The organism is Enterobacter cloacae complex sp. GYL001 (genome assembly GCF_049237125.1).
GTDB lineage: Bacteria > Pseudomonadota > Gammaproteobacteria > Enterobacterales > Enterobacteriaceae > Enterobacter > Enterobacter hormaechei_C.
Genome location: NZ_JBMKGW010000003.1, coordinates 361,572 through 383,738 on the forward strand (window position 1 = coordinate 361,572; position 22,167 = coordinate 383,738).

The 22,167-nt window shown below is 58.2% G+C and carries 18 protein-coding genes and 2 tRNA genes; 12 read left to right on the forward strand and 8 right to left on the reverse strand.

The window, feature by feature from the left end:
* Positions 1–48 precede the first annotated feature (48 nt).
* Complete coding sequence (gene fumA / locus ACOTWU_RS09195; RefSeq protein WP_045333373.1) at positions 49–1,698, forward strand: class I fumarate hydratase FumA; 1,650 nt, start codon at positions 49–51, stop codon at positions 1,696–1,698.
* On the opposite strand, the gene ACOTWU_RS09200 is transcribed toward fumA, so the two are convergent.
* The gene (locus tag ACOTWU_RS09200) at positions 1,687–2,592 is read right to left on the reverse strand and encodes a LysR family transcriptional regulator (RefSeq protein WP_017383325.1); all 906 of its coding nucleotides are present in this window, start codon (positions 2,590–2,592) and stop codon (positions 1,687–1,689) included. The two genes, fumA and ACOTWU_RS09200, sit on opposite strands and share 12 nt — an antisense overlap.
* Positions 2,593–2,687: 95 nt before the next feature.
* On the opposite strand from ACOTWU_RS09200, the gene ACOTWU_RS09205 reads away from it, so the two are divergent.
* From ACOTWU_RS09205 to ACOTWU_RS09215, 3 genes are all read left to right on the forward strand, one after another.
* Positions 2,688–3,983 (forward strand): serine hydrolase domain-containing protein, encoded by a 1,296-nt coding sequence (locus ACOTWU_RS09205; protein ID WP_126499117.1) that lies wholly within the window; start codon positions 2,688–2,690, stop codon positions 3,981–3,983.
* A 260-nt stretch (positions 3,984–4,243) separates the two neighbouring features.
* The gene (locus tag ACOTWU_RS09210; RefSeq protein WP_126499116.1) at positions 4,244–5,545 is read left to right on the forward strand and encodes an MFS transporter; all 1,302 of its coding nucleotides are present in this window, start codon (positions 4,244–4,246) and stop codon (positions 5,543–5,545) included.
* 6 nt (positions 5,546–5,551) lie between these two features.
* On the forward strand, positions 5,552–6,340 hold the full coding sequence (locus ACOTWU_RS09215; protein WP_045328718.1) for a substrate-binding domain-containing protein: 789 nt from the start codon (positions 5,552–5,554) through the stop codon (positions 6,338–6,340).
* Here the strand turns inward: ACOTWU_RS09215 and ACOTWU_RS09220 are convergent.
* Complete coding sequence (locus ACOTWU_RS09220) at positions 6,312–7,214, reverse strand: LysR family transcriptional regulator (RefSeq protein ID WP_003859540.1); 903 nt, start codon at positions 7,212–7,214, stop codon at positions 6,312–6,314. The genes ACOTWU_RS09215 and ACOTWU_RS09220 overlap by 29 nt on opposite strands.
* Positions 7,215–7,480: 266 nt before the next feature.
* Between ACOTWU_RS09220 and mtfA the strand changes: the two genes are divergently transcribed.
* Complete coding sequence (mtfA, locus tag ACOTWU_RS09225; RefSeq protein ID WP_126499115.1) at positions 7,481–8,278, forward strand: DgsA anti-repressor MtfA; 798 nt, start codon at positions 7,481–7,483, stop codon at positions 8,276–8,278.
* On the opposite strand, the gene ACOTWU_RS09230 is transcribed toward mtfA, so the two are convergent.
* Positions 8,275–9,483 carry an MFS transporter gene (locus ACOTWU_RS09230; protein ID WP_126499114.1) on the reverse strand — a complete coding sequence of 403 codons (1,209 nt, stop codon included), beginning with the start codon at positions 9,481–9,483 and terminating at the stop codon, positions 8,275–8,277. The two genes, mtfA and ACOTWU_RS09230, sit on opposite strands and share 4 nt — an antisense overlap.
* Before the next feature lie 138 nt (positions 9,484–9,621).
* On the opposite strand from ACOTWU_RS09230, the gene ACOTWU_RS09235 reads away from it, so the two are divergent.
* From ACOTWU_RS09235 to ACOTWU_RS09260, 6 genes are all read left to right on the forward strand, one after another.
* Entirely contained in the window at positions 9,622–11,364 is a 1,743-nt protein-coding gene (locus ACOTWU_RS09235; protein ID WP_126499113.1) for an IucA/IucC family protein, read from the forward strand.
* On the forward strand, positions 11,364–12,311 hold the full coding sequence (locus tag ACOTWU_RS09240) for a GNAT family N-acetyltransferase (RefSeq protein WP_126499112.1): 948 nt from the start codon (positions 11,364–11,366) through the stop codon (positions 12,309–12,311). Before ACOTWU_RS09235 ends, ACOTWU_RS09240 begins: the two co-directional genes overlap by 1 nt.
* Positions 12,308–14,050, forward strand: a complete 1,743-nt coding sequence (gene iucC / locus ACOTWU_RS09245) for an aerobactin synthase IucC (RefSeq protein WP_333010835.1) — start codon at positions 12,308–12,310, stop codon at positions 14,048–14,050. The genes ACOTWU_RS09240 and iucC overlap by 4 nt, the downstream gene beginning before the upstream one ends.
* Positions 14,047–15,372 carry a lysine N(6)-hydroxylase/L-ornithine N(5)-oxygenase family protein gene (locus ACOTWU_RS09250; protein WP_126499110.1) on the forward strand — a complete coding sequence of 442 codons (1,326 nt, stop codon included), beginning with the start codon at positions 14,047–14,049 and terminating at the stop codon, positions 15,370–15,372. The genes iucC and ACOTWU_RS09250 overlap by 4 nt, the downstream gene beginning before the upstream one ends.
* 26 nt (positions 15,373–15,398) lie before the next feature.
* Positions 15,399–17,588 carry a TonB-dependent siderophore receptor gene (locus ACOTWU_RS09255; protein ID WP_126499109.1) on the forward strand — a complete coding sequence of 730 codons (2,190 nt, stop codon included), beginning with the start codon at positions 15,399–15,401 and terminating at the stop codon, positions 17,586–17,588.
* 167 nt (positions 17,589–17,755) lie between these two features.
* A tRNA-Asn gene (locus tag ACOTWU_RS09260) sits at positions 17,756–17,831 on the forward strand.
* Positions 17,832–17,876: 45 nt separating this feature from the next.
* Here the strand turns inward: ACOTWU_RS09260 and ACOTWU_RS09265 are convergent.
* The 4 genes from ACOTWU_RS09265 to nac all read right to left on the reverse strand — a co-directional run bounded on the left by ACOTWU_RS09265 (position 17,877) and on the right by nac (position 20,692).
* Positions 17,877–18,179, reverse strand: a complete 303-nt coding sequence (locus ACOTWU_RS09265; protein ID WP_017383313.1) for a helix-turn-helix domain-containing protein — start codon at positions 18,177–18,179, stop codon at positions 17,877–17,879.
* 4 nt (positions 18,180–18,183) lie between these two features.
* Entirely contained in the window at positions 18,184–18,537 is a 354-nt protein-coding gene (locus tag ACOTWU_RS09270; protein WP_017383312.1) for a type II toxin-antitoxin system RelE/ParE family toxin, read from the reverse strand.
* Between the two features lie 190 nt (positions 18,538–18,727).
* A complete protein-coding gene (gene cbl / locus ACOTWU_RS09275) occupies positions 18,728–19,678 on the reverse strand; it encodes an HTH-type transcriptional regulator Cbl (RefSeq protein WP_017383311.1) in 951 nt (316 codons plus the stop codon).
* 96 nt (positions 19,679–19,774) lie between these two features.
* Positions 19,775–20,692: a nitrogen assimilation transcriptional regulator NAC gene (gene nac / locus ACOTWU_RS09280; RefSeq protein ID WP_003859531.1), complete on the reverse strand. Its 918-nt coding sequence runs from the start codon at positions 20,690–20,692 to the stop codon at positions 19,775–19,777.
* Between the two features lie 320 nt (positions 20,693–21,012).
* On the opposite strand from nac, the gene ACOTWU_RS09285 reads away from it, so the two are divergent.
* Positions 21,013–21,088 (forward strand) — tRNA-Asn (locus tag ACOTWU_RS09285).
* Positions 21,089–21,223: 135 nt separating this feature from the next.
* Here ACOTWU_RS09285 and ldtA read toward each other — a convergent pair.
* Positions 21,224–22,156: a L,D-transpeptidase gene (gene ldtA / locus ACOTWU_RS09290; RefSeq protein ID WP_126499108.1), complete on the reverse strand. Its 933-nt coding sequence runs from the start codon at positions 22,154–22,156 to the stop codon at positions 21,224–21,226.
* Between the last annotated feature and the right edge of the window lie 11 nt (positions 22,157–22,167).

The window sequence follows — 22,167 nt, forward strand, 5'->3', positions numbered from 1 at the left end:
TGACCGCCGGACATTTCCTCCGGCGGTTAAATTTTTGTGGAGCAAGCTATGTCAAACAAACCCTTTATCTACCAGAACCCCTTCCCCCTCGCGCATGACGACACCGAATATTATCTGCTGACCAAAGAGCACGTTTCCGTTGCCGAGTTCGACGGTCAGGAAGTGCTGAAAGTCGAGCCAGAGGCGTTGACCCTGCTGGCACAGCAGGCCTTCCACGACGCGGCATTTATGCTGCGCACCTCTCACCAGAAGCAGGTTGCGGCTATTCTGAGCGACCCGGAAGCCAGCGAGAACGATAAGTACGTTGCCCTGCAATTCCTGCGCAACTCCGAAATTGCGGCGAAAGGCGTGCTGCCCACCTGTCAGGATACCGGTACGGCAATCATTATGGGTAAGAAAGGCCAGCGCGTCTGGACCGGCGGCGGTGACGAAGCGGCGCTGAGTCAGGGCGTGTATAACACCTATATTGAAGACAACCTGCGCTACTCGCAGAATGCGGCGCTGGATATGTATAAAGAGGTGAACACCGGCACCAACCTGCCCGCGCAGATCGACCTCTACAGCGTTGATGGTGACGAGTATAAATTCCTGTGCATGGCGAAAGGCGGCGGTTCCGCCAATAAAACTTATCTGTATCAGGAAACCAAAGCGCTGATCACCCCGGCGAAGCTGAAAAATTATCTGGTTGAGAAGATGCGAACTCTGGGTACCGCGGCCTGCCCGCCTTACCATATCGCCTTCGTTATCGGCGGCACCTCAGCGGAAGCCACGCTGAAAACCGTCAAGCTCGCCTCTGCGCGCTACTACGATGGCCTGCCAACCGAAGGCAATGCGCACGGCCAGGCGTTCCGCGACGTCCAGCTTGAGCAGGAACTGCTTCAGGAAGCGCAAAACCTCGGCCTTGGCGCGCAGTTCGGCGGGAAATACTTCGCGCACGATATTCGCGTGATCCGTCTGCCGCGCCACGGCGCCTCCTGCCCGATCGGCATGGGGGTCTCCTGCTCCGCTGACCGCAACATCAAGGCGAAGATTAACCGCGAGGGGATCTGGATTGAGAAGCTGGAGCACAATCCGGGCCAGTACATTCCTGAATCCCTGCGCCAGCAGGGAGAAGGCGACGTGGTAAGCATTGATCTGAACAAGCCGATGCCCGACATTCTGGCGCAGCTTTCCTCGCACCCGGTATCCACCCGCCTGTCGCTGAGCGGCACCATCATCGTGGCGCGCGATATCGCCCACGCGAAGCTGAAAGAGCTGCTCGACAACGGGGAAGAACTGCCGCAGTACGTTAAAGATCACCCGATTTACTACGCAGGCCCGGCGAAAACGCCAGAAGGTTACGCGTCTGGCTCCTTAGGCCCAACCACCGCCGGGCGTATGGACTCCTACGTAGACTTACTGCAATCCCACGGTGCGAGCATGATCATGCTGGCCAAAGGTAACCGCAGCCAGCAGGTCACCGACGCCTGCCATAAGCACGGCGGCTTCTACCTCGGCAGCATCGGCGGCCCGGCGGCGGTGCTGGCGCAAAACAGCATCAAGAGTCTGGAGTGCGTGGCGTATCCTGAACTGGGAATGGAAGCCATCTGGAAAATTGAAGTGGAGAACTTCCCGGCGTTTATCCTGGTAGATGACAAAGGCAACGACTTCTTCCAGCAGATCCAGAATAAACAGTGCAAAGGGTGCTCACAGCGCTGAACGTTTCCATAACGCCGGAAGCAGCGACAGCGTATCGTTGATCAACCCGCGCTTGTCGCTGCCCGGCTTCCAGATAGTGACCATCGTCTGGCTTATCCCCTGGCTGCCCACTTCGGTGGGCAGCCTTTTTACATTTTTCCACTGCGTTGCCTGAAGATGGGTCGGTAAAAACCCCCAGCCGCAGCCCTGTTCCAGCAGGCCGCGCAGCATTTCCAGTTCGTTAGTGAAAAGCGTGTGCCCTGAAATTTGCAGGCGACGGGCAACCGGCTCGTCTGACGCGGGATGCATAATCACCTGTGGCACCAGAGAGAGATCGAGCAGCGACACCGGCGACGCAACCTCCGCAAAAAGCGCCGTTGCGGCGTAAAAATCCATTTCGATCGCCCCCAGCGCCCGCCACTCCATCTCATTGCCCACGCTGCGGTTGCGCGCCTGGCAGATCCCCAGATCGGCCTGACCGTTTGCCAGCATCGCTTCCGCCTCATCGCGCGATGCGCTGGTCAGGCTCAGGCGGATCTTTTTCGTCGCCAGTGTGGCAATCAGCGCCTGTAAAAAAGCTCTGGGGGTGAACGGATCGTAAGCGAGGGCAATGTCCTGCGTCGCGCTGTCCGGTACCGATCTGGCAAACGCCTCAAACGCTTTGACCTGGCGCATCAGCAGGTGCGCCTGCCGCTGAAGCTGCTCCCCCTCCGGCGTCAGGCGCAGGCTGCGCCCCTCCCGCAGGAACAGAGCATAGCCCAGCCCATCCTCAAGGAAATCGATCAGATCCCGCAGGGTAGTACGATCTTTGCCGAGTTTACTGGCCGCCTTCATCAGGCTGCCGTGTTCAGCGACGGCAGTGAACGCCTCAAGCTGGGCAAAGGAATAGATCAGTGATGCCACGCCATTCTCCACGCAATTTTTACGGGGGATTTTCCCCCATAACGCGTTTTTTATTATAGGCCGCAGGTTCTTAAACTGAAGTCCTTCCTGAGCCAAACGAGATAAATATGAAAATCAAAACAAACCGCACGCTGCTCGCGGCGCTGGTTGTCAGCAGCCTGCTCTCGCCCGCCGTTATGGCGGCCTGCAACGGTACCGACCTCACCACCTGTCCGGCGCCTTTCGATGCCAGACTCCCGGACGCGCATACCATGCTCACCTGGAGCCAGGCCGATCGCGTGGTGGGCTTTCGCAATGACTACCGCAACTACGCAGGGGATGTGTTCCGCCACGGCAACGCTACGCCGCTGCTGCCCGCAGAAAAACCGCTCACCGATGCCCGCTATCAGGTGAAGGGTAAGAGTTACACTCTTCAGGATTACCTGAAACGCCAGAACGTCAGCGGCATGCTGGTGCTGAAAAACGGCAAAGTGGCCTATAAATACCTGGGTGAAGGCAATACCGACTCAACGCTCTGGACGTCGCGTTCCGTGGGCAAATCGGTGGTCTCCGCGCTGGTGGGTGCTGCAATTAAAGAAGGGAAAATCCACTCCCTGGACGACCTTGTCACCCAATACGAACCTGACTTAAAAGGCACCGCCTGGGAGGGCGTAACGCTAAAACAGCTCATCACCCACACCTCTGGCGTGGCGTGGAACGAAGATTACACCAACCCGCAATCTGACTTCGCCCGGCTTACCGAATGCGAAGCGAAGCCGGGCACCTACAACTGCGTGCGCACCCTGGTGAAGGGGTTACACCGTGAACACCCGGCGGGCGAAAACTGGTCCTATTCCTCGGGTGGCGCCTGGCTGTTAGGCGATGTGCTTGAGCGCGCCACCGGCATGACGCTCGCGGCGTATCTGGAGAAGACCATCTGGCAGCCGTACGGCATGGCGAGCGACGGCGTGTGGCATGCCTACAGCAAAGGCCAGCACGACGTGGGTGCGCATGGGTTCAACGCCACGCTGGAAGACTGGGGGCGTTTCGGGGAGTTTATCCTGCATAACGGTACGCTGCCGGACGGGAAGCAGATCCTCCCCGAGGGCTGGGTGAAACAGTCCTCAGCCTGGACACAGGCCAAAGGATCGGTGTCCGACGCGCATCCGAAGGGGTTATACGGCTACCAGTGGTGGAACAACGAAGTACCAGCCACCGCCACAAACGTGGAGCCGAAAGTCGAAAATTCGCTGAAGGATTCCCTGTGGGCGCTGGGTATATTTGGTCAGATGATCATGGTTAATCAGAAAGAAAATCTGGTTATCGTCCAGTGGTCCACCTGGCCGCAGGCAGAGCCGTCATTCAGCGCCCAGCCGCTGGAAGCGTCGCTGATGTTTAGCGCGATTGCGAACGCGCTGCGCTGATAATCCCAAGCCAGGCCCCGCCTGGCTTCTCACCTGCGCGATGTCACAAAACCGATATATCAGCAACTTAGCGAAATCGAGTAAATAAAAGATCACCGAAATGTTAAGTTATTGTTGAATATGTAAATACTGGTCAACGCTTTGTCATTAATGCACCACACGCATCAGTCCATGCGCTATTTGCGCTTATTAATTTCCACTTCCTGATCCAGTTTTCAGAAACAGACGAGCATAACGTCACTATAAAACTGGAGATAATCATGGTTTCCTCAACCTCACCTGCAACGCTTCGTGCCAAAGCGGGCGCGATTTTCCGCGTCACGTCGGGCAACTTTCTTGAGCAATTCGACTTCTTTCTGTTCGGCTTTTATGCCACCTACATAGCCCATACTTTTTTCCCGGCAAGCAGTGAATTTGCGTCGCTGATGATGACCTTCGCCGTCTTTGGCGCGGGCTTTCTGATGCGTCCGATCGGGGCCATTGTGCTGGGGGCTTACATTGATAAAGTGGGTCGCCGTAAAGGGCTGATCGTCACCCTGTCAATTATGGCCGCCGGAACCTTCCTGATCGTGCTGATCCCTTCTTACCAGATCATTGGCCTGTGGGCGCCGCTGCTGGTGCTGACCGGCCGCCTGTTGCAGGGTTTTTCGGCAGGCGCCGAGCTGGGCGGGGTTTCGGTTTATCTGGCGGAGATCGCCACGCCGGGCCGCAAGGGTTTCTACACCAGCTGGCAGTCGGGTAGCCAGCAGGTCGCCATTATGATCGCGGCGGCGATGGGCTTCGCCCTGAATGTGGTGCTGGAAGAGAGTGCCATTCGCGAATGGGGGTGGCGTATTCCGTTCCTGTTTGGCTGTCTGATTGTGCCGTTTATCTTTTTCCTGCGCCGCAAGCTCGAAGAGACCGAGGAATTCAGCGCCCGTCGCCACCATCTGGCAATGCGTCAGGTCTTCACAACGCTGCTCGCCAACTGGCCGGTAGTCGTCGCGGGCATGCTGATGGTGGCGATGACCACCACCGCGTTTTACCTGATCACCGTTTACGCGCCGACCTTCGGTAAAAAAGTCCTGATGCTTAGCGCGTCGGACAGTCTTCTGGTCACGCTGCTGGTGGCGGTGTCCAACTTCATCTGGCTTCCGGTGGGCGGCGCGCTGTCGGATCGCTTCGGGCGTAAACCGGTGCTGATCGCCATGACGCTGCTGGCGCTGGCGACCAGCTATCCGGCACTGACGATGCTGGCCGCAGCCCCGAGCTTCTCAATGATGCTGACTGTGCTGCTGTGGCTCTCTTTCCTCTACGGCCTGTATAACGGCGCGATGATCCCGGCCCTGACGGAGATCATGCCAGCAGAGGTGCGCGTGGCGGGCTTCTCACTGGCTTACAGCCTGGCAACGGCGGTCTTTGGCGGTTTCACGCCGGTGATTTCGACTGCCTTAATTGAGTACACCGGCGACAAAGCCTCTCCGGGCTACTGGATGAGCTTTGCCGCCGTTTGCGCCCTGCTGGCAACGCTTTATCTCTATCGTCGTCGCACGTTAATCCTGCAAACTGCCGTTAAGGAGTGATTCCTCATGCTTACATTCAGAACGGTGATTGCCGCCCTGACCTTCGCCACCCTCAGCGCGGGCGCGCTTGCGCAGGATGTGACGGTGATGATTTCTGGCGGCTTCAAAGCGGCGCTGGAGAAGCTGACGCCGCAGTACGAAGCGCAAAGCGGTGACAGGCTCATTGTTATCTCCGGCCCGTCGATGGGCAAAACGCCGCAGGCCATTCCGGCCCGGCTCGCCCGGGGCGAAAAAGCGGACGTGGTGATTATGGTGGGCGATGCGCTGGCGAAACTGGAACAGGATCGCAGGACGGCGGCGGGCTCTCGCGTGGAGCTGGCGGATTCGCCCGTCGGGATGGTCGTCAAAGCGGGCGCGCCGGTGCCGGATATCAGTACGGTGCCTGCCCTGCGGCAAACGCTGCTGAAGGCGCATTCCATGGCTTATTCCGACAGCGCCAGCGGCCGGTATGTAGAGAGCCAGCTGTTCCGTAAGCTGGGCATCGACGGCCAGGTCCACGATAAAGCGCACCGGGTTGAGCGCATCCCGGTGGCGTCTGAAGTGGCAAAAGGGAAATACGATCTCGGCTTTCAGCAGGTGAGCGAGCTTCTGCCGGTCCCGGGGGTGATGTTTGTGGGTAAGTTGCCTGACGACATGCAGTACATTACCCGTTTCGCCGGAGCCGTAACGCAGAAGGCTGACCATCCCGAACAGGGAAAAGCGCTGCTGGCCTTTCTCTCTTCGCCACAGGCTGCCAGCGTCATTACGGCAACGGGCTTAACGCCCGTCAGTGCACCTCGCGATACTGCTCGGTAATCAGCGTTTCGAGTTCGGCAGCAATATAGGACTGGATCCGCCCGCGGCGGCGGATCAGCCCCACGGTTCGCCTGACCTCAGGCTCGGTTAAAGGTACCGACGTCAGCAGCGAATGCTCTGCGCGGGGCATTGACATGGCGGGAACGGCCGCAATGCCGATCCCGGCTTCAACCATCCCCAGCATGGTCGTCACGTGCCGCGTTTCGCAGATGCTGGGGCGCTCAGGCCGAATATGCCCGACCCGCTGGTCGAGAAGATTGCGGTTGCCGGAGGTCTTATCCAGACCGATATAATCCTGCTGATAAAAAGCCTGCCACGTCAGGCTTTTTCTTTTTGCAAGCGGGCTGTCGCGCCGGCAGGCAGCCACGTAGACATCCTCCACCAGCGGGACAAACTCGATGTCGGGCTGCAAACTCCGGGCAAAGCAGATACCAAAATCCGCCTGTCCGCGGGTGACGGCCTCGATAACATTTCCGGCGCTGCTGTCGATCAGTTTTATGCGCACGCGGGGGTAACGGGACTGAAAGCGGCGGATAACATCCGGCATAAAGTAACAGGCGGCGGACGGCACCGTCGCCACGGTGATTAGCCCCGTACGCTCCTCGCTGGCCTTATCGATATCCGAAAGCATGGACTCCACATCAGCAAGCAGCTGTCCGCATCGGTCGGCAAAGGTCTGTCCATACAGGGTCAGCGTGACGCGCCGGGTGGTTCTGTCGAACAGTTTTGTCCCCAGTGCCGCCTCCAGCTTTTCAATTCTGCGACTCAACGCCGACTGGGAAAGGCAGATAGACTCCGCCGCAAGACGGAAATTGCCATATTCCAGTAAAGCGCGGAAGGCATAGAGATCGTTGAGGTCAAAATTGACGGGCATACTGACGGGATCCTTAAGCACGGTAGGGTAAGAAGAGATTTATCATAGTCACGCACGACATACTTCACAAAATGAAGGGGATACCCCTAAAGCGCTATCAACCTGACGGCACATAGTGATAGTTTATGCGGGCTGGATTCCTCTTAAACAGGCTGCCAGTCTGCATGCAGCCGAAGAGGAGTGTCATACTGCTTAACAGAGTATGTTGGCATGCTAACAGCCCCTGACCTTTCCATTTTGTTCACGTGCGAGTAACGAGCAAAGCGATGATTAAGTGGCCCTGGAAAACGAACGACGCTGGTCGAAATATGGCGCTGCCCTGGGATGAGGCTCTGGCGATCCCCGTGCTGGCGAATCTCTTGCCTGAAGAGCAATCAAAGCTGATTCAGCTGGCCGAGCGTTTTTTACAGCAAAAACGGCTGGTACCGCTACAGGGCTTCGAACTGGATCCGCTTAAAAATTCCCGCATCGCCCTGCTCTTCTGCTTGCCGGTGCTGGAGCTGGGTATCGAATGGCTGGATGGCTTCCACGAAGTGCTGATCTACCCGGCGCCGTTTATCGTCGATGATGAGTGGGAGGATGACATCGGGCTGGTGCACAACCAGCGTATGGTGCAGTCCGGGCAAAGCTGGCAGCAAGGGCCAATCATCCTCAACTGGCTGGATATTCAGGACTCGTTCGATGCCTCGGGCTTCAACCTGATCATTCACGAAGTGGCGCATAAGCTGGATACCCGCAACGGCGATCGCGCCAGCGGCGTGCCGCTGATCCCGCTGCGTGAAGTCGCGGGATGGGAGCACGACCTGCACGCGGCGATGGAAAACATTCAGGATGAGATAGACCTGGTGGGTGAAAGCGCGGCCAGCATTGATGCCTATGCCGCGACCGATCCCGCCGAGTGTTTTGCGGTACTGTCCGAGTATTTCTTTAGCGCACCTGAGCTTTTCGCTCCGCGCTTCCCGGCGCTATGGCAGCGTTTTTGCCAGTTTTATCAGCAGGATCCGCTTCAGCGTCTGCGGCATAGTGAGGACGCAGCCAGCACATCCTCTCATCCGTTCCACTAATGTTCAGCAGAGGTACGATCGGTCGATCGTACCCACACGCTCACCGCGAGAAACAGCAGCGCCATTCCCCATGCGGCAGTAATCAAAAACTGCTCACCGTAAAAGCGCGTCACCACGGGTACCAGCAGCGCGCTGGCACCGTACCCCAGCGTATGGCTGGTGGCGATCACCCCTGCGCCTTTGCCCGTCGTCAGCCGATCGTTGAGCAAAAGCTGGTATCCCGGCGTTGCCATGGCGGCCCCCAGCGAAGTGATGACAATTCCCACGTAGAACAGGGCTAAACTGGCGAGACACATCAGCCCAAGACCCGCCACCATCAAGACCGCGGCAATTAAGAGTAAAAATCTCGGGGTAAAATGCTGCGGGCGTACCACCAGAAACTGCGCCGCCAGGGTCGCCAGCGCGGCCAGGCTCAGCAGCAGCGCGACATGATGGCTGATTTGCACGGCATCGCCATTAAATAACGGGTGAAGATGCGGCGATAAACCAAGCTGCATCAGGCTGACCAGCGCCGCCAGCAGCAGTGCCAGCACCAGGAAAGGCAGCATGGAGGCCTGTAACCGCGTCGACTGGTGCGCCACCGGCGGCAGCGGGGGATCGGCGGCTTCGCGCAGCACCAGCAGCAGCGCGATAAACGGTGCCAGTGCCATCAGCCAGAGCGGTGCGACCGGGCTGACGCTGAGCATCAGCGCGGCCAGAGGCGGTCCCAGCAGACGCCCGCAGCTAAGGCCAGAGCTTATCGTCGCCAGCGCCGCCATCCTTTTATCCAGCCCCGCGCGTTGAATGGCCCACGTCTGGGCCGCAGGCACCAGCCCTGATACCGTCAGGCCGTACAGCATGCGCGACAGCACCAGGCCTGCCATTCCCCAGAGAGCATTCAGCACGCCGTTCGCCATCGCCCAGACCACCAGCGCCATCACGACAAAGCTCGCCAGATAGCCGCCCAGCGAGGCCAGCATAACGATCTTACAGCCGTGCCGCTCGCTCTGGCGTCCCCACCAGGGCGATGCGGGTAAAAAGAGCATCGAGCCGAACATCAGCAGCCCGGCCCAGACGGAGAGCGACAGTCCGGTCAGGGAGACCAGCTGCGGCAGCATAACCAGCAAACCGTTTTGCCCAATACCTAATAAACCGGCGCCCAGTGCCAGGGGCCAGTTAGCTTTAGGGGTCACAACGTCAGTGAGATTCTCAGTACGGGTGCGCATAAAATTGTGAAGATAATGTCAATAAATGTGTGGAAATTATGAAGTTTATGAAAACAAATATTGCAAAAATAGTTGCCACTGTAAACAGAATGAATATCATAACGAGAATTATTATCAGTCATGGAATGAGGTACAACTATGCGTACTCTGCCCCGCTCCGCCGGTACAGATGTTGCGGCCCAGTGTTTTTTGAACGCGCTGCTGCGCGAAACGAAGGACTGGCACTATCTTCCCGCAACCCGTGCGGATGAGTTATCACAAATTCATATCCCGCTCTCCCCAACCCAGGCCATTCGGGTTCCGGTACGCTATTTCTCCCCCACGCAGCATCACCAGTATCGTTTTCCGGCAACGCTGATTCAGGCCGACAGCGACGGCGGTGACACGGTCGCATTCCATCAACTGATTGATTTTATTCTTGAAAAAGAGACGCTAAAAGGCGAACTGGATGCCGATACGCTGGCTCGCTTTAAGCAGCGCGTCCTGGAAAGCCATACGCACACCTGGCAGGCCATTGATTTACGCCACAACTGGGCAAACCTGCGCGATAAGCCGCTGACGTTTGCCGAAGCGGAACAGGCGCTGCTGGTCGGCCATGCTTTTCATCCTGCCCCAAAGTCGCACGAGCCGTTTAACGAGGCCGAGGCGCGTCGCTATCTGCCGGATTTCGCCTCCCGCTTCCCGCTGCGCTGGTTTGCGGTTGAGCATGAGCTGATTACCGGCGACAGCCTGAATGTCTCCCTGCGGGAACGTCTGCTGCGCTTTGCAGCGCAGAGCGCGCCGGCCCTTCTCGGTCACTTCACCGACACCTGCTGGATGCTGCCGATGCACCCGTGGCAGGCCGACTATCTGCTGGAGCAGGACTGGTGCCAGCGTCTGGTAGAAAAAGGCGCCCTGCGCGATCTGGGCGAAGCCGGTGCGCAATGGCTGCCCACCAGCTCTTCCCGCTCGCTGTACAGTGAAACCAACAGCGACATGATTAAGTTTTCCCTGAGCGTGCGGCTGACCAACTCCGTGCGCACGCTGTCGGTGAAAGAGGTTAAGCGCGGCATGCGCCTGGCACGCCTGGCGAAAACGGCACGCTGGCAGGAACTTCAGGCGCGCTACCCGACCATGCGCGTGATGCAGGAGGACGGCTGGGCGGGGCTGTGCGATGAGCACGGCGTCGTCCAGGAAGAGAGCCTGATGGCCCTGCGCGTCAACCTGCTGTTCGATACCCCTGAAACGCAAACCAACGTGCTGGTGAGCCTGACCCAGGCCGCGCCGGACGGCGGCGACAGCCTGCTCGCCGCGGCGGTGCGTCGTCTGAGCCAGCGTCTGGATCTCCCTCTCGCCCAGGCCGCGCGCTGCTGGCTGGACGCTTACTGCGACCGGGTATTGCTTCCGCTGTTCAGCGCCGAGGCGGACTACGGTCTGGTCCTGCTGGCGCACCAACAAAATATCCTCGTTGAGATGCAGCAGGATTTCCCCGTTGGGCTGATCTACCGCGACTGCCAGGGCAGCGCCTGGACCGAAGGGGCCGACGCGTGGCTGAAAGAGGCAGGTGAAACCGAAGTGGAAAACCGCTTCGGTGAGAGCCAGCTGCTGCGCTACTTCCCTTATTACCTGCTGCTGAACTCTACCCTTGCCGTCACCGCCGCGCTCGCCGCCGCCGGCTTCGACAGCGAAGAGAACCTGATGTCCCGCGTGCGTGACGCGCTGGCCGAACTGCGCACCACGGCGAAGCAGACCCGCTGCCTCGATTACGTGCTCGACAGCCCGACCTGGAACTGCAAAGGCAACTTCTTCTGCTACCTGCACGATCGCAACGAAAACACCATCGTCGATCCGGCGGTGATCTATTTCGACTTTAGCAACCCGTTTTATAAGGAGAAGGCGTGATGGCAAACGCGAATATCGTCCATTCCGGCTACGGCTTTCGCTGCACGGTCACGGAACAAAACCTGCCGCTGACGCTGGGTCTCGACGGCAGCGCGGTGCTGGAGCGGCTGACCGGGCTCCCGGACGGCTGGCTGGTGGACGCCCTCGACCAGCTGTTTGTTGCCGCGCCCGCCCTGACCGGCATTACCCTGCCGTGGGCAGCCTGGCAGGATGAACCTCAGGCGCAGGCGCTGTTTAGCCTCGTTCACGGAGATTATCTGGCGCGTGAAATTTTCTGGCAGCTGCCGCTGTGGCTGAAAGGCGAACGTCCGCAGGCGAGCGGCGAAATGCAGTTTGATGAAAGCCGTCAGCTGTACTTCCCGCTGCGCCCTCACCGCCCGCAGGGCGAGGTGTACCGCCGTTACGATCCGCAGATTAAGCGCACCCTGAGCTTCCGCGTGGCGGACGTGGCGCTGGACGGCGAGCGTTTTACCCGCTGGATGAACAACCCGCGCGTCAATGCCTTCTGGGAGATGGCCGGTCCGCAGGCCGAGCAGGAGAACTACCTGCGTCGCCAGCTCGACTCGACCTATTGCTATCCGGTGATCGGCTGCTTTGACGATCAGCCGTTCGGCTATTTTGAACTCTACTGGGCGGCAGAAGACCGCATTGGCCGCCACTATCGCTGGCAGCCGTTTGACCGTGGGCTGCACATGCTGGTGGGCGAAGAGAACTGGCGCGGGGCGCAGTATATCCGCAGCTGGCTGCGCGGCCTTAGCCACTATCTGTATCTCGATGAACCGCGCACGGCGCGCATTGTGGCGGAACCGCGCTTCGACAACCAGCGTCTGTTCCGCCATCTGGCGTCCGCCGGTTTCGACACGGTGAAAGAGTTCGACTTCCCGCACAAACGCTCCCGTCTGATCATGAGCGAGCGTCATCACTTCTTCCACGAGGTGGAACTGTGAACGCACTCTGGCAGAAAGTGAACCGCGAGATGGTGGCGAAGATCCTCGCCGAACTGGAATATGAACGCACCCTGCGCGCCGAGCCGGTTTCGGCGGACAACTGGCGCATCAGTATGGGCAACGCGTGCTGGCAGTTTCGCGCCACGCGTGGGATATGGGGCTGGCTGCATATTGACCCTGATACCCTGACCACCACCAGCGGCGCGGCGGTCGAAGCGGAAAACGCGCTGCTGCAACTGGCCACCGTGCTGGAGATGAGCGACGCGCAAACGGCGGAGCACATGGAAGATCTCTACGCCACGCTGCGGGGTGACATGCAGCTGTTGCAGGCGCGTGAAACGCTGGATGCCGATGCGCTGATCCACCTCGACCCGGACGAACTACAGTGCCTGATGCGCGGTCACCCGAAGTTTATTTTCAACAAGGGACGCCGCGGCTGGGGGCTGGATGCCCTGCGCCGGTACGCGCCGGAATATCGCGGGCGTTTTCGCCTGCACTGGGTCGCCGTGCAGCGCGAGCGTCTGGTCTGGAGCAGCGACGCCGATTGCGATATTAACGCCCTGCTCGCCAGCGCCATGGACGATGCCGAGCGCGAACGGTTCAACGCCCGCTGGCAGGAGCTGGATCTGGACGACAGCTGGCTGCCGGTGCCGCTGCACCCGTGGCAGTGGCAGCAAAAAATTGCCATTCATTTCCTGGCGCAGCTCGCGCGCGGTGAGATGGTAGAGCTGGGTGAGTTCGGCGATGAGTATCTGGCGCAGCAGTCCCTGCGCACGCTGACCAACGCCAGCCGTCGCGCGCCGTATGACATCAAGCTGCCGCTGACCATCTACAACACCTCCTGCTATCGCGGTATTCCGGGCAAGTATATCGCCGCCGGTCCGCTGGCCTCGCGCTGGCTACAGCAGCAGTTCGCCAGTGATGCCACGCTGATTCGCTCCGGGGCGCAGGTGCTTGGCGAACCCGCAGCCGGATATCTGTCGCATTCGGGTTATGCCGCATTGCCTGAGGCGCCGTACCGCTATCAGGAGATGCTGGGGGTGATCTGGCGCGAGAACCCATCCTGCTATTTACAGGATGGCGAACAGGCGGTGCTGATGGCGGCGCTGATGGAAACCGATAACCAGGGGCGCCCGCTGATTCACGCGTGGATCAAACGCTCGGGGTTAACCGCTGACGCATGGCTGGAAAAGCTGTTTGAGGCGACGGTGATCCCCTTCTACCACCTGCTCTGTCGCTACGGGGTGGCGCTCATCGCCCACGGCCAGAACGTCACGCTGGTGATGAAAGATTACGTTCCGCAGCGCATTTTGCTGAAGGATTTCCAGGGCGACATGCGCCTGGTGGATGAAGATTTCCCGCAGATGCAGAGCCTGCCGGAGCAGGTAAAAGCGGTGACGGCGCGCCTCAGCGCGGATTACATCATCCACGACCTGCAAACCGGCAACTTTGTCACGGTGCTGCGCTTTATATCCCGCCTCACCCTGCAATGCGGCGTGAGCGAACCCCGCTTCTATCAGATCCTGGCGCTGGTGTTACGTCGCTATATGGCCGCCCATCCGGATCTTGCAGCGCGCTTCGCCAAATTCGACCTGTTTAAGCCGCAGATTATTCGCGTGATCCTCAACCCGGTCAAACTGACCTTCTCTGAACACGACGGCGGCAGCCGCATGCTGCCGAACTACGTCTGCGATCTTGATAACCCTCTTTTTCTGGTCTCCCGGGAGTCAGCGCAATGAAAACCTATGATTTCATCGGCATTGGTATCGGTCCGTTCAACCTCAGTATTGCCGCGCTGGCAGAGGGGCTGGACGGTTTTAGCTCGCTGTTTCTTGAACGCAAGCCGCACTTCTCCTGGCACCCGGGGATGATGGTGCCGGACTGCCATATGCAGACCAGCTTTCTGAAGGATCTGGTCAGCGCCGTGGAGCCAACCAACCGCCACAGCTTCCTGAACTACCTGGTACAGCGCAAAAAGTTCTACCGCTTCCTGACCACCGAGCAGCGCACGGTTTCCCGCGAAGAGTTTGCGGACTACCTGTGCTGGGCGGCGGACAACCTCACCAACCTCGCCTTCAGCCAGCAGGTGCAGCAGGTAAGCTTTGATGAAAAAAGCGGCCTGTTTGAGGTGGTGACCCAGCGCGATCGCTTCCTAGCGCGCCATGTCTGCGTGGGGATTGGGAAGCAGATCAATCTCCCAGACTGCGTCACCGTGCAGGACGATACCTGCTTCCACGCCAGCGAAATGATGCTGCGCACGCCGGATTTAGCGGGCAAGCGCGTCACCGTCGTTGGCGGCGGCCAGAGCGGTGCGGATCTGTTTTTAAATATCTTCCGTGGGGAATGGGGCCAGCCGCTGAGCCTCAACTGGGTGTCGCGCCGCAACAACTACAACGCGCTGGATGAAGCCGCGTTTGCTAATGAGTATTTCACGCCGGAGTATGTGGACAGCTTCTCGACCCTTGGTGACGACGCCCGACGTCAGATGTTGCAGGAGCAGAAGATGACCTCCGACGGGATCACCACGGAGTCGCTGCTGGCCATCTATCGCGCCATGTATCACCGCTTCGAAGTGCTGCGCGAAAAACCCTGGGCGCACCTGATGCCGTCCCGCTCGGTGACGTCGCTGACGCGCCAGGAAACCGGACATCGCCTCAGCATCCAGCATCACCTGGACGGCGGGCGCGAACAGCTGGAGAGCGACGTGGTGATTTTCGCCACCGGCTACCGCGCCGTGCAGCCCGCGTTTCTCGCCCCGCTCTCTTCCCGACTGCGTCTGGATGAGAATGAAGCCTTCTGCATCAACAACGATTTCACCCTTGAATGGGACGGCCCGCAGAGCAACCGCCTGTTTGCCGTCAATGCCGGGATGCACCGTCTCGGTATTGCCGAACCCCAGCTCAGCCTGATGGCCTGGCGCGCGGCGCGAATTTTGAATCGCGCTCACGATGACGAGCCGTTTGAGCTGGCAACCACCCCCGGCGTGATCCACTGGCGGAGCACCACCAGCCCGGAGAGCAGCCAGGTTTTTAAATCATTAATGAAGACCACCGAGTACTGACACACACATTCAGGATCAACATAACAATGAAACGTTCTCATCTTTGGGTTTTAAATCCGTGCTTGCTTGCCATGCTTTCTACTTCTGCGTGGGCGGAAGAACAAAAGGAAGAAGATATTGTGGTCTCCGCCAGCCGGGCACATCGCAGCGTGGCAGAGATGGCGCAAACCACCTGGGTTATTGAGCGGGCGGAAATTGAGCAGCAGGTTCAGGGCGGGAAAGAGATTAAAGACGTGCTGGCCCAGCTGATCCCCGGCATGGACGTCAGCAGCCAGGGACGTACCAACTACGGCATGAACCTGCGCGGTCGCTCCATGATGGTGATGGTGGACGGCGTACGTCTGAACTCTTCCCGCAGCGACAGCCGCCAGCTCGACTCTATCGATCCGTTCAACATTGACCGTATCGAAGTCATTTCCGGCGCCACCTCGCTGTACGGCGGCGGCAGTACCGGCGGGCTGGTGAACATCGTCACCAAAAAAGGCCAGCCGGAGACCGAAGTGGAGTTCCAGACCGGGGCAAAAAGCGGGTTTAACAGCCATAACGACCATGATGAGAACGTCTCCGCAGCCGTGAGCGGCGGCAATGACAACGCCTCTGGCCGTCTGTCGGTCTCCTATCAGCGCTACGGCGGCTGGTATGACGGCAACGGCGACGAGGTGATTATCGATAACACCCAGACCGGCTTGCAGTATTCCGACCGTATCGACGTGATGGGGACAGGCACCATCAACATCGACGATCATCAGCAGCTCCAGTTAACCACGCAGTACTACAAGAGCGAATCCGACGGCAAGCACGGCCTGTTCCTTGGGGATAATTTCGCTGCGGTCACGGGCGATGCCAAAGCCTATAATAAAGATAACCTGAACTCTGACCGTATCCCGGGCACAGAGCGTCACCTGATCAACCTGCAATACTCGAACACCGATTTCTGGGGTCAGGATCTGGTTGCGCAGATTTACTACCGTGACGAGAGCTTGACCTACTACCCGTTCCCGACGCTGAGCAAAGGCGCGGTGACCAGCATTGGCGCGTCCCAGCAGAAAACCGATTTTTACGGCGGCAAGCTGACGCTGAACAGCAAGCCGATGGACGACCTGACCCTCACCTGGGGTGTGGACGCCGATCATGAAACGTTCGATGCCAACCAGCAGTTCTTTGACTTGAGCAAAGCGGCGGCGAGCGGTGGCATGGAGCTGGACAATGCCTACAACGTGGGCCGTTATCCGGGTTACAGCATTACCAACCTCGCGCCGTTCCTGCAAGCTAGCTATGACATTGACGCCATCACCCTGAGCGGCGGCGTGCGTTACCAGTACACCGAAAACAAGGTGGACGATTTTGTCGGCTACGCCCAGCAGCAGGCAATCGCCACGGGCAAAGCGACCTCCGCTGACGCGGTGCCGGGCGGGAAAACCGACTACAACAACTTCCTGTTTAACGCCGGGATCCTTGGACGTCTGACCGAACAGCAGCAGCTGTGGTTTAACTTCTCCCAGGGCTTCGAGATCCCGGACCTGGCGAAGTACTACGGCTCCGGCACCTATCAGCTGGTCGATGGTCACTATCGCCTGCAAAACAGCGTCAACGTGAACGACTCAACGCTGGACGGTATTAAGGTCAATGCTTACGAGCTGGGCTGGCGCTTCACCGGCGATAACCTGCGTACCCAGGTGGCGGCCTACTACTCGCTCTCGGATAAAACCATCACCATCAACAAGAGCGACATGACCATCAACCTGGAGGACGACAAACGTCGTATCTACGGGGTTGAAGGCCAGGTGGACTATTTCTTCACCGACAGCGACTGGAGCACCGGGGCGAACTTTAACGCCATCAAGTCCGAAACGCGTGAAAACGGGAAATGGGAGAAGCTGACGGTCGACAGCGCCAGCCCGTCTAAAGCCAGCGCATGGGTTAACTGGGCGCCGGGCGACTGGGCCCTGCGCGTGCAGAGCACACAAACCTTCGACGTGTCTGACGCCGACGGTAAGAAGATTGATGGCTATAACACCGTTGATTTCCTGGGCAGCTACGCCCTGCCGGTGGGTAAAGTCAGCTTCAGCGTGGAAAACCTGCTGGACAAAGACTACACCACCGCCTGGGGCCAGCGCGCACCGGGGCTGTATAGCCCAACCTACGGCGCACCGGGTCTTTATACTTATAAAGGCCGTGGACGTACCTTTGGCCTGAACTACTCCGTACTGTTCTGATCCTGCGCGCCGCCTGCCTGCGGGCGGCGCGATTTGCTGTGCAATTTGAAAGCAAATTTGCTATTAAATCATCGGTTTGCTGAAATTGTCGGCAAACGAACAAAAACGGTGTTTTCCCCTTTGACAAGGCGCACGCAGGTCGATAATATTCGCCTCGTTCACACGATTCCTCTGTAGTTCAGTCGGTAGAACGGCGGACTGTTAATCCGTATGTCACTGGTTCGAGTCCAGTCAGAGGAGCCATATTTGAAAAGCCTGCTTTTAGAGCAGGCTTTTTGCTTTTGTGGGTTACAACACAAACTCGTAATGAGAACCATCGGGTAGTTCTACATCCAGCCGTAGCTTCCCTCCGGCGGCCTCAACGTAGCGTTTCAAAGAAGAAAGCTTAATATCGCGTCCTGCCTTTTCCATGACGGCGACAGTAGGTTGTTTAATACCCAACGCCCTGGCCATATCTACCTGCGTTTTTTGCACTTTTTCACGTAACTCGGCCAGATGGATATTGAGCAAAATATCCGTTGCCATTGCCTGTGCGCTGGCAACAACCTCAGGTTTTTCATCTGCAATAAGCTGCTCCAGGGTTCTGCCCATCGCGTTAATTCCTCTCTTTTAATGTGTTCAGCCAGCGAGTGTATTCCCGATCCGCAACGAGGAGCATCTCATCGTAAAATCGCCTTTCATTACCGACCTTATTGCCCGCACACAGTACAATACCCGTACGGTTCGGATCGAAAGCGAAAAATGCCCTCAGCGGATCACCCTTACTCTGGATACGCAACTCTTTCATGTTGCTGTGGCGGGAGCCTTTCAGCGTATCGGCATACGGTCTGGACAGACCCGGTCCCCTCTCCCGCAAAACAAGTAGCGCGGCCAGTACGCTGGCTCTCTCGCTATCGTTTAATGAGGTGAACCAGTCGTCAAACCTGTCCGTAGTTTTAATCGCCCACACGGGACCTCCTTGTACAACATAGATCAAAAACTATATAGATGCAAAACTATAGTGCCGATTATGCAGACAGATTGGCTGGTATGCAGGTTAAGGATGCAAAATATGGAAGCCGTCTTCAGAAATAAAGGAGAAACAGGGTGAAGGGGGAATACAAGCCCGGAAAGCGCAGCGCACCCGGGCAAACGCGTAGTTAAATCTGATAATCAATCGCCACCTCTTCCGGCTCCATCACCTGGCGTTTGATCTCATCTACAGAGAGCCCCGCATTGCACAGCTCGATAAAACGCCACACATAGTTACGCTGAAGCTGCCCGCGCTTCAGCCCGAGCCAGACGGTGTTCGCATCGAACAGATGACGTGTATCCAGACGCACCAGATTACCAGCCTCATATTCTCCGCCAGACTGCTCGGCCACCAGGCCAATCCCCAGCCCTAACTCGACGTAGGTTTTGATCACGTCGGAATCCTGCGCGCTCAGCACCACGTCCGGCGTGAGCCCTTTACGCTTGAACGCTTCATCTATGCGCGAACGCCCGGTAATGCCCTGCCGGTAGGTGATAAGCGGCCATTTGACGATCTCTTCCAGCGTCAACGGTGAAACCTGGTTCAGCGGGTGTTCGGCGGGTAATAGCAGGCTGTGGTGCCAGCGGAACCACGGGAACGCCACCAGCAGCGGGTCATTGCTCAGCCGTTCACTGGCGATACCGATATCGGCCCCACCGTTATGCAGCAGCACTTCAATTTCCTGCGGCGTGCCCTGGATCAATTCGAGACGTACGTCCGGGAAGATCTCACGAAATGCTTTGATAACCGTCGGAAGGCTGTAACGCGCCTGTGTATGGGTGGTGGCGATAGTCAGCACACCGGAAGCGTCGTTGGTAAAGAGATCCGCCAGCCGACGAACGTTGCTGGCCTCGTTGAGAATGCGCTCAGCGATGGTCAGCAATGCCTTGCCTGGCTCGGTCATACCCAGCAGGCGCTTGCCGCGACGGATAAAAATCTCAATGCCTAACTCCTCCTCCAGCTCGCGGATATGTCGGCTGACGCCCGACTGAGAGGTGTAAAGCATATTGGCGACTTCGGTCAGGTTGTAATCCCGCCTGGCCGCCTCACGAATAATTTTAAGTTGCTGGAAATTCACAATTCACTCCGGCGCATCTGACATAAGGCTATTGTTAGAGTCAGGCGGGCTGGAGAACAAATAATAAAAACCAGCATCTTATGCTTATTTGGAATATCAGCTGACGAGTTGCAGCTCGCGATTTTCCAGCGACGGCTTACTGACCAGAGACATCAGGATCTCTTTCACCGCCTGCGCCTGCGGCGACAGGGAGCCGCGCGCGGACATATTCAACGACAGCGGTAAGCTCATGGATGGCGTGGTGATGCGGGCCATCCAGCCGTTCGCCGCGCTGCACAGTGAACGTGCGGCAGACTCGGGCAGAACCGTTACACCCATGCCGCTGGCAATGGCGGCAGTTAGCGTGGAGATGGAATCAATCTCGCCGATGATCTTCGCCGTCAGACGGCGCAGCGAGAACGCTTCGTCAACGCGCACGCGCACGGCACTGTAGTCGCGCGGCAGGAACAGGTTCATCTCTGCCACAGCGGTTAAATCAATGCTCTGACCGGGACAATCACGGGTACCGACCAGGTAAAGATCTTCCTTCAGCAGCGGCTGGCTGGTGATCCCGGCAACCGGGGAGCGATCGTACAGCACCGCCATATCCAGCTGACCGTTGAGCAGTTTGTCATTGAGCACGGAACCACTGTTCTCATGCAGATAAACCAGCACTTCCGGTAGCTCCGCGCGCACCGCCTGAAGCAGTGGCATGGTGACAGACGATGCGGCCGTTCCCGGCGCCAGGCCAATGGAGACATGGCCGCTCAGGGTCTGACCCACATTGTGCACGGCAAGCTGCGCCTGTTCACACTGACGCAGGATCGTGCGGGCATGGGTATATAAAATTTTTCCCGCTTCGGTAGGCGTTACGCCGCGCTTGGTGCGGATCAACAGTTGCTGGTCCATTTCGCCTTCCAGAGTCGCGACCTGCTGGCTCAGCGCAGGCTGCGCGATATGCAGCACTTCAGCCGCCTGGGTCAGGCTGCCGATATCGACGATTTTTACGAAGTATTTCAGTCGTCTTAAGTTCATGTTGCCCCCTGTTCGAAAATAGCGTGCCGGTAACGGCTGTGTTGTTAAACAGGTTTTGCAATATGGATGCCAGTTTTTTGCAGCGGGTGTATGTCGCTGCTAAGCGGCTGAAAATAAGGAAAGCCAATCACTGGTGCCTGTTTTGAGTCGAGGACAACGGTTTCCGATCTGCCCCATTCGGGGTATATCTGCACAATAATGGTGCATTCCGTTGGCAAAAACGTCACTTTGCTGGTTTTGTCAGCAAACAGTTCAAAGTCGGCGATCCATCCTTTGACAAGGCGTACGCAGGTCGATAATATGCGCCCCGTTCACACGATTCCTCTGTAGTTCAGTCGGTAGAACGGCGGACTGTTAATCCGTATGTCACTGGTTCGAGTCCAGTCAGAGGAGCCAAATTTGAAAAGCCTGCTTTTAAAGCAGGCTTTTTGCTTTTCTGCGTTCGGTCAGTTTGTCGGGTGGCGCTGCGCTTACCCGACCTACATTCTGCGTTCGGTAAAATTGTCGGGTGGCGGCTTCGCCTTACCCGACCTACGGTCCTGTAGGCCCGGTAAGCGCAGCGCCACCGGGCATAGCAAGCTTCACCGGCATCCCCGACCGCCGTTCCAGCTCAGCGCCCGCCCCTTCACTAATTAGCTGCGTCCTTTGTGCGGCTGAAATGGGCAGCGGCACCTTATTTGTCGATTCAAATTCCGCGCGATTGCGTGACAGCGGCTCGTGAACCTCTACCCAACGGCTACCGTCCGGCTCGGTGGTCACCTTTAAGGGCTGATCGATAAGCTGTACCCGCGTCCCCACCGAAACGTTATCGAACAGGTATTTGATATCGTTATTACGCAGGCGAATGCAGCCCTGGCTGACGCGCAGACCAATGCCGAAATTTGAGTTGGTACCGTGGATCGCGTACAGCCTGCCGATATAGAGGGCATACAGCCCCATCGGGTTATCCGGCCCGGCGGGAACGAACGCGGGCAACGTTTTCCCCTCTTTCGCGTAAGCGCGTCGCGTATTTGCCGTGGGTGACCAGGTTGGGCCTTCCTGTTTGCGCTCAACGGCGGTTACCCAGTTACGCGGCGTTTCGCGCCCGGCCTGACCGATGCCAATAGGCAGCACCTCAACCGTGTTGCTGCCGGGTGGATAATAGTAAAGTCGCATTTCCGCGACGTTCACCACAATTCCCTCGCGCACCGTTGGCGGCAGAATAAGCTGCTGCGGCACCACCAGCTGTGTTCCGGCTCGCGGTAAAAACGGATCCACGCCAGGATTGGCTTCCAGCATATTGCTCAACCCCTGTCCGTGCTGCGCTGCAAACGCTTCGAGCGGCAGGGTATTGCCCTCAGGCACGGTGATGGTGATCGGCGCCCCCACCAGACGGCTGCCCTCGGGAGGGAGGGGATAGGTTACAGCAGATGCAGCGGGAACCAGAATACCAAGCGTAAAAACGAACGAGGCAAATCGAATCATAGTGTTCTGTA

Coding starts and splice junctions, on each gene's coding strand:
- fumA (WP_045333373.1), top strand. CDS start 49: ATGTCAAACAAACCCTTTATCTACCAGAACCCCTTCCCCCTCGCGCAT.
- ACOTWU_RS09215 (WP_045328718.1), top strand. CDS start 5,552: ATGCTTACATTCAGAACGGTGATTGCCGCCCTGACCTTCGCCACCCTC.
- ACOTWU_RS09255 (WP_126499109.1), top strand. CDS start 15,399: ATGAAACGTTCTCATCTTTGGGTTTTAAATCCGTGCTTGCTTGCCATG.
- ldtA (WP_126499108.1), bottom strand. CDS start 22,156: ATGATTCGATTTGCCTCGTTCGTTTTTACGCTTGGTATTCTGGTTCCC.
- ACOTWU_RS09240 (WP_126499112.1), top strand. CDS start 11,364: ATGGCAAACGCGAATATCGTCCATTCCGGCTACGGCTTTCGCTGCACG.
- ACOTWU_RS09265 (WP_017383313.1), bottom strand. CDS start 18,179: ATGGGCAGAACCCTGGAGCAGCTTATTGCAGATGAAAAACCTGAGGTT.
- ACOTWU_RS09235 (WP_126499113.1), top strand. CDS start 9,622: ATGCGTACTCTGCCCCGCTCCGCCGGTACAGATGTTGCGGCCCAGTGT.
- ACOTWU_RS09220 (WP_003859540.1), bottom strand. CDS start 7,214: ATGCCCGTCAATTTTGACCTCAACGATCTCTATGCCTTCCGCGCTTTA.
- ACOTWU_RS09205 (WP_126499117.1), top strand. CDS start 2,688: ATGAAAATCAAAACAAACCGCACGCTGCTCGCGGCGCTGGTTGTCAGC.
- nac (WP_003859531.1), bottom strand. CDS start 20,692: ATGAACTTAAGACGACTGAAATACTTCGTAAAAATCGTCGATATCGGC.
- ACOTWU_RS09250 (WP_126499110.1), top strand. CDS start 14,047: ATGAAAACCTATGATTTCATCGGCATTGGTATCGGTCCGTTCAACCTC.
- mtfA (WP_126499115.1), top strand. CDS start 7,481: ATGATTAAGTGGCCCTGGAAAACGAACGACGCTGGTCGAAATATGGCG.
- ACOTWU_RS09210 (WP_126499116.1), top strand. CDS start 4,244: ATGGTTTCCTCAACCTCACCTGCAACGCTTCGTGCCAAAGCGGGCGCG.
- ACOTWU_RS09230 (WP_126499114.1), bottom strand. CDS start 9,483: ATGCGCACCCGTACTGAGAATCTCACTGACGTTGTGACCCCTAAAGCT.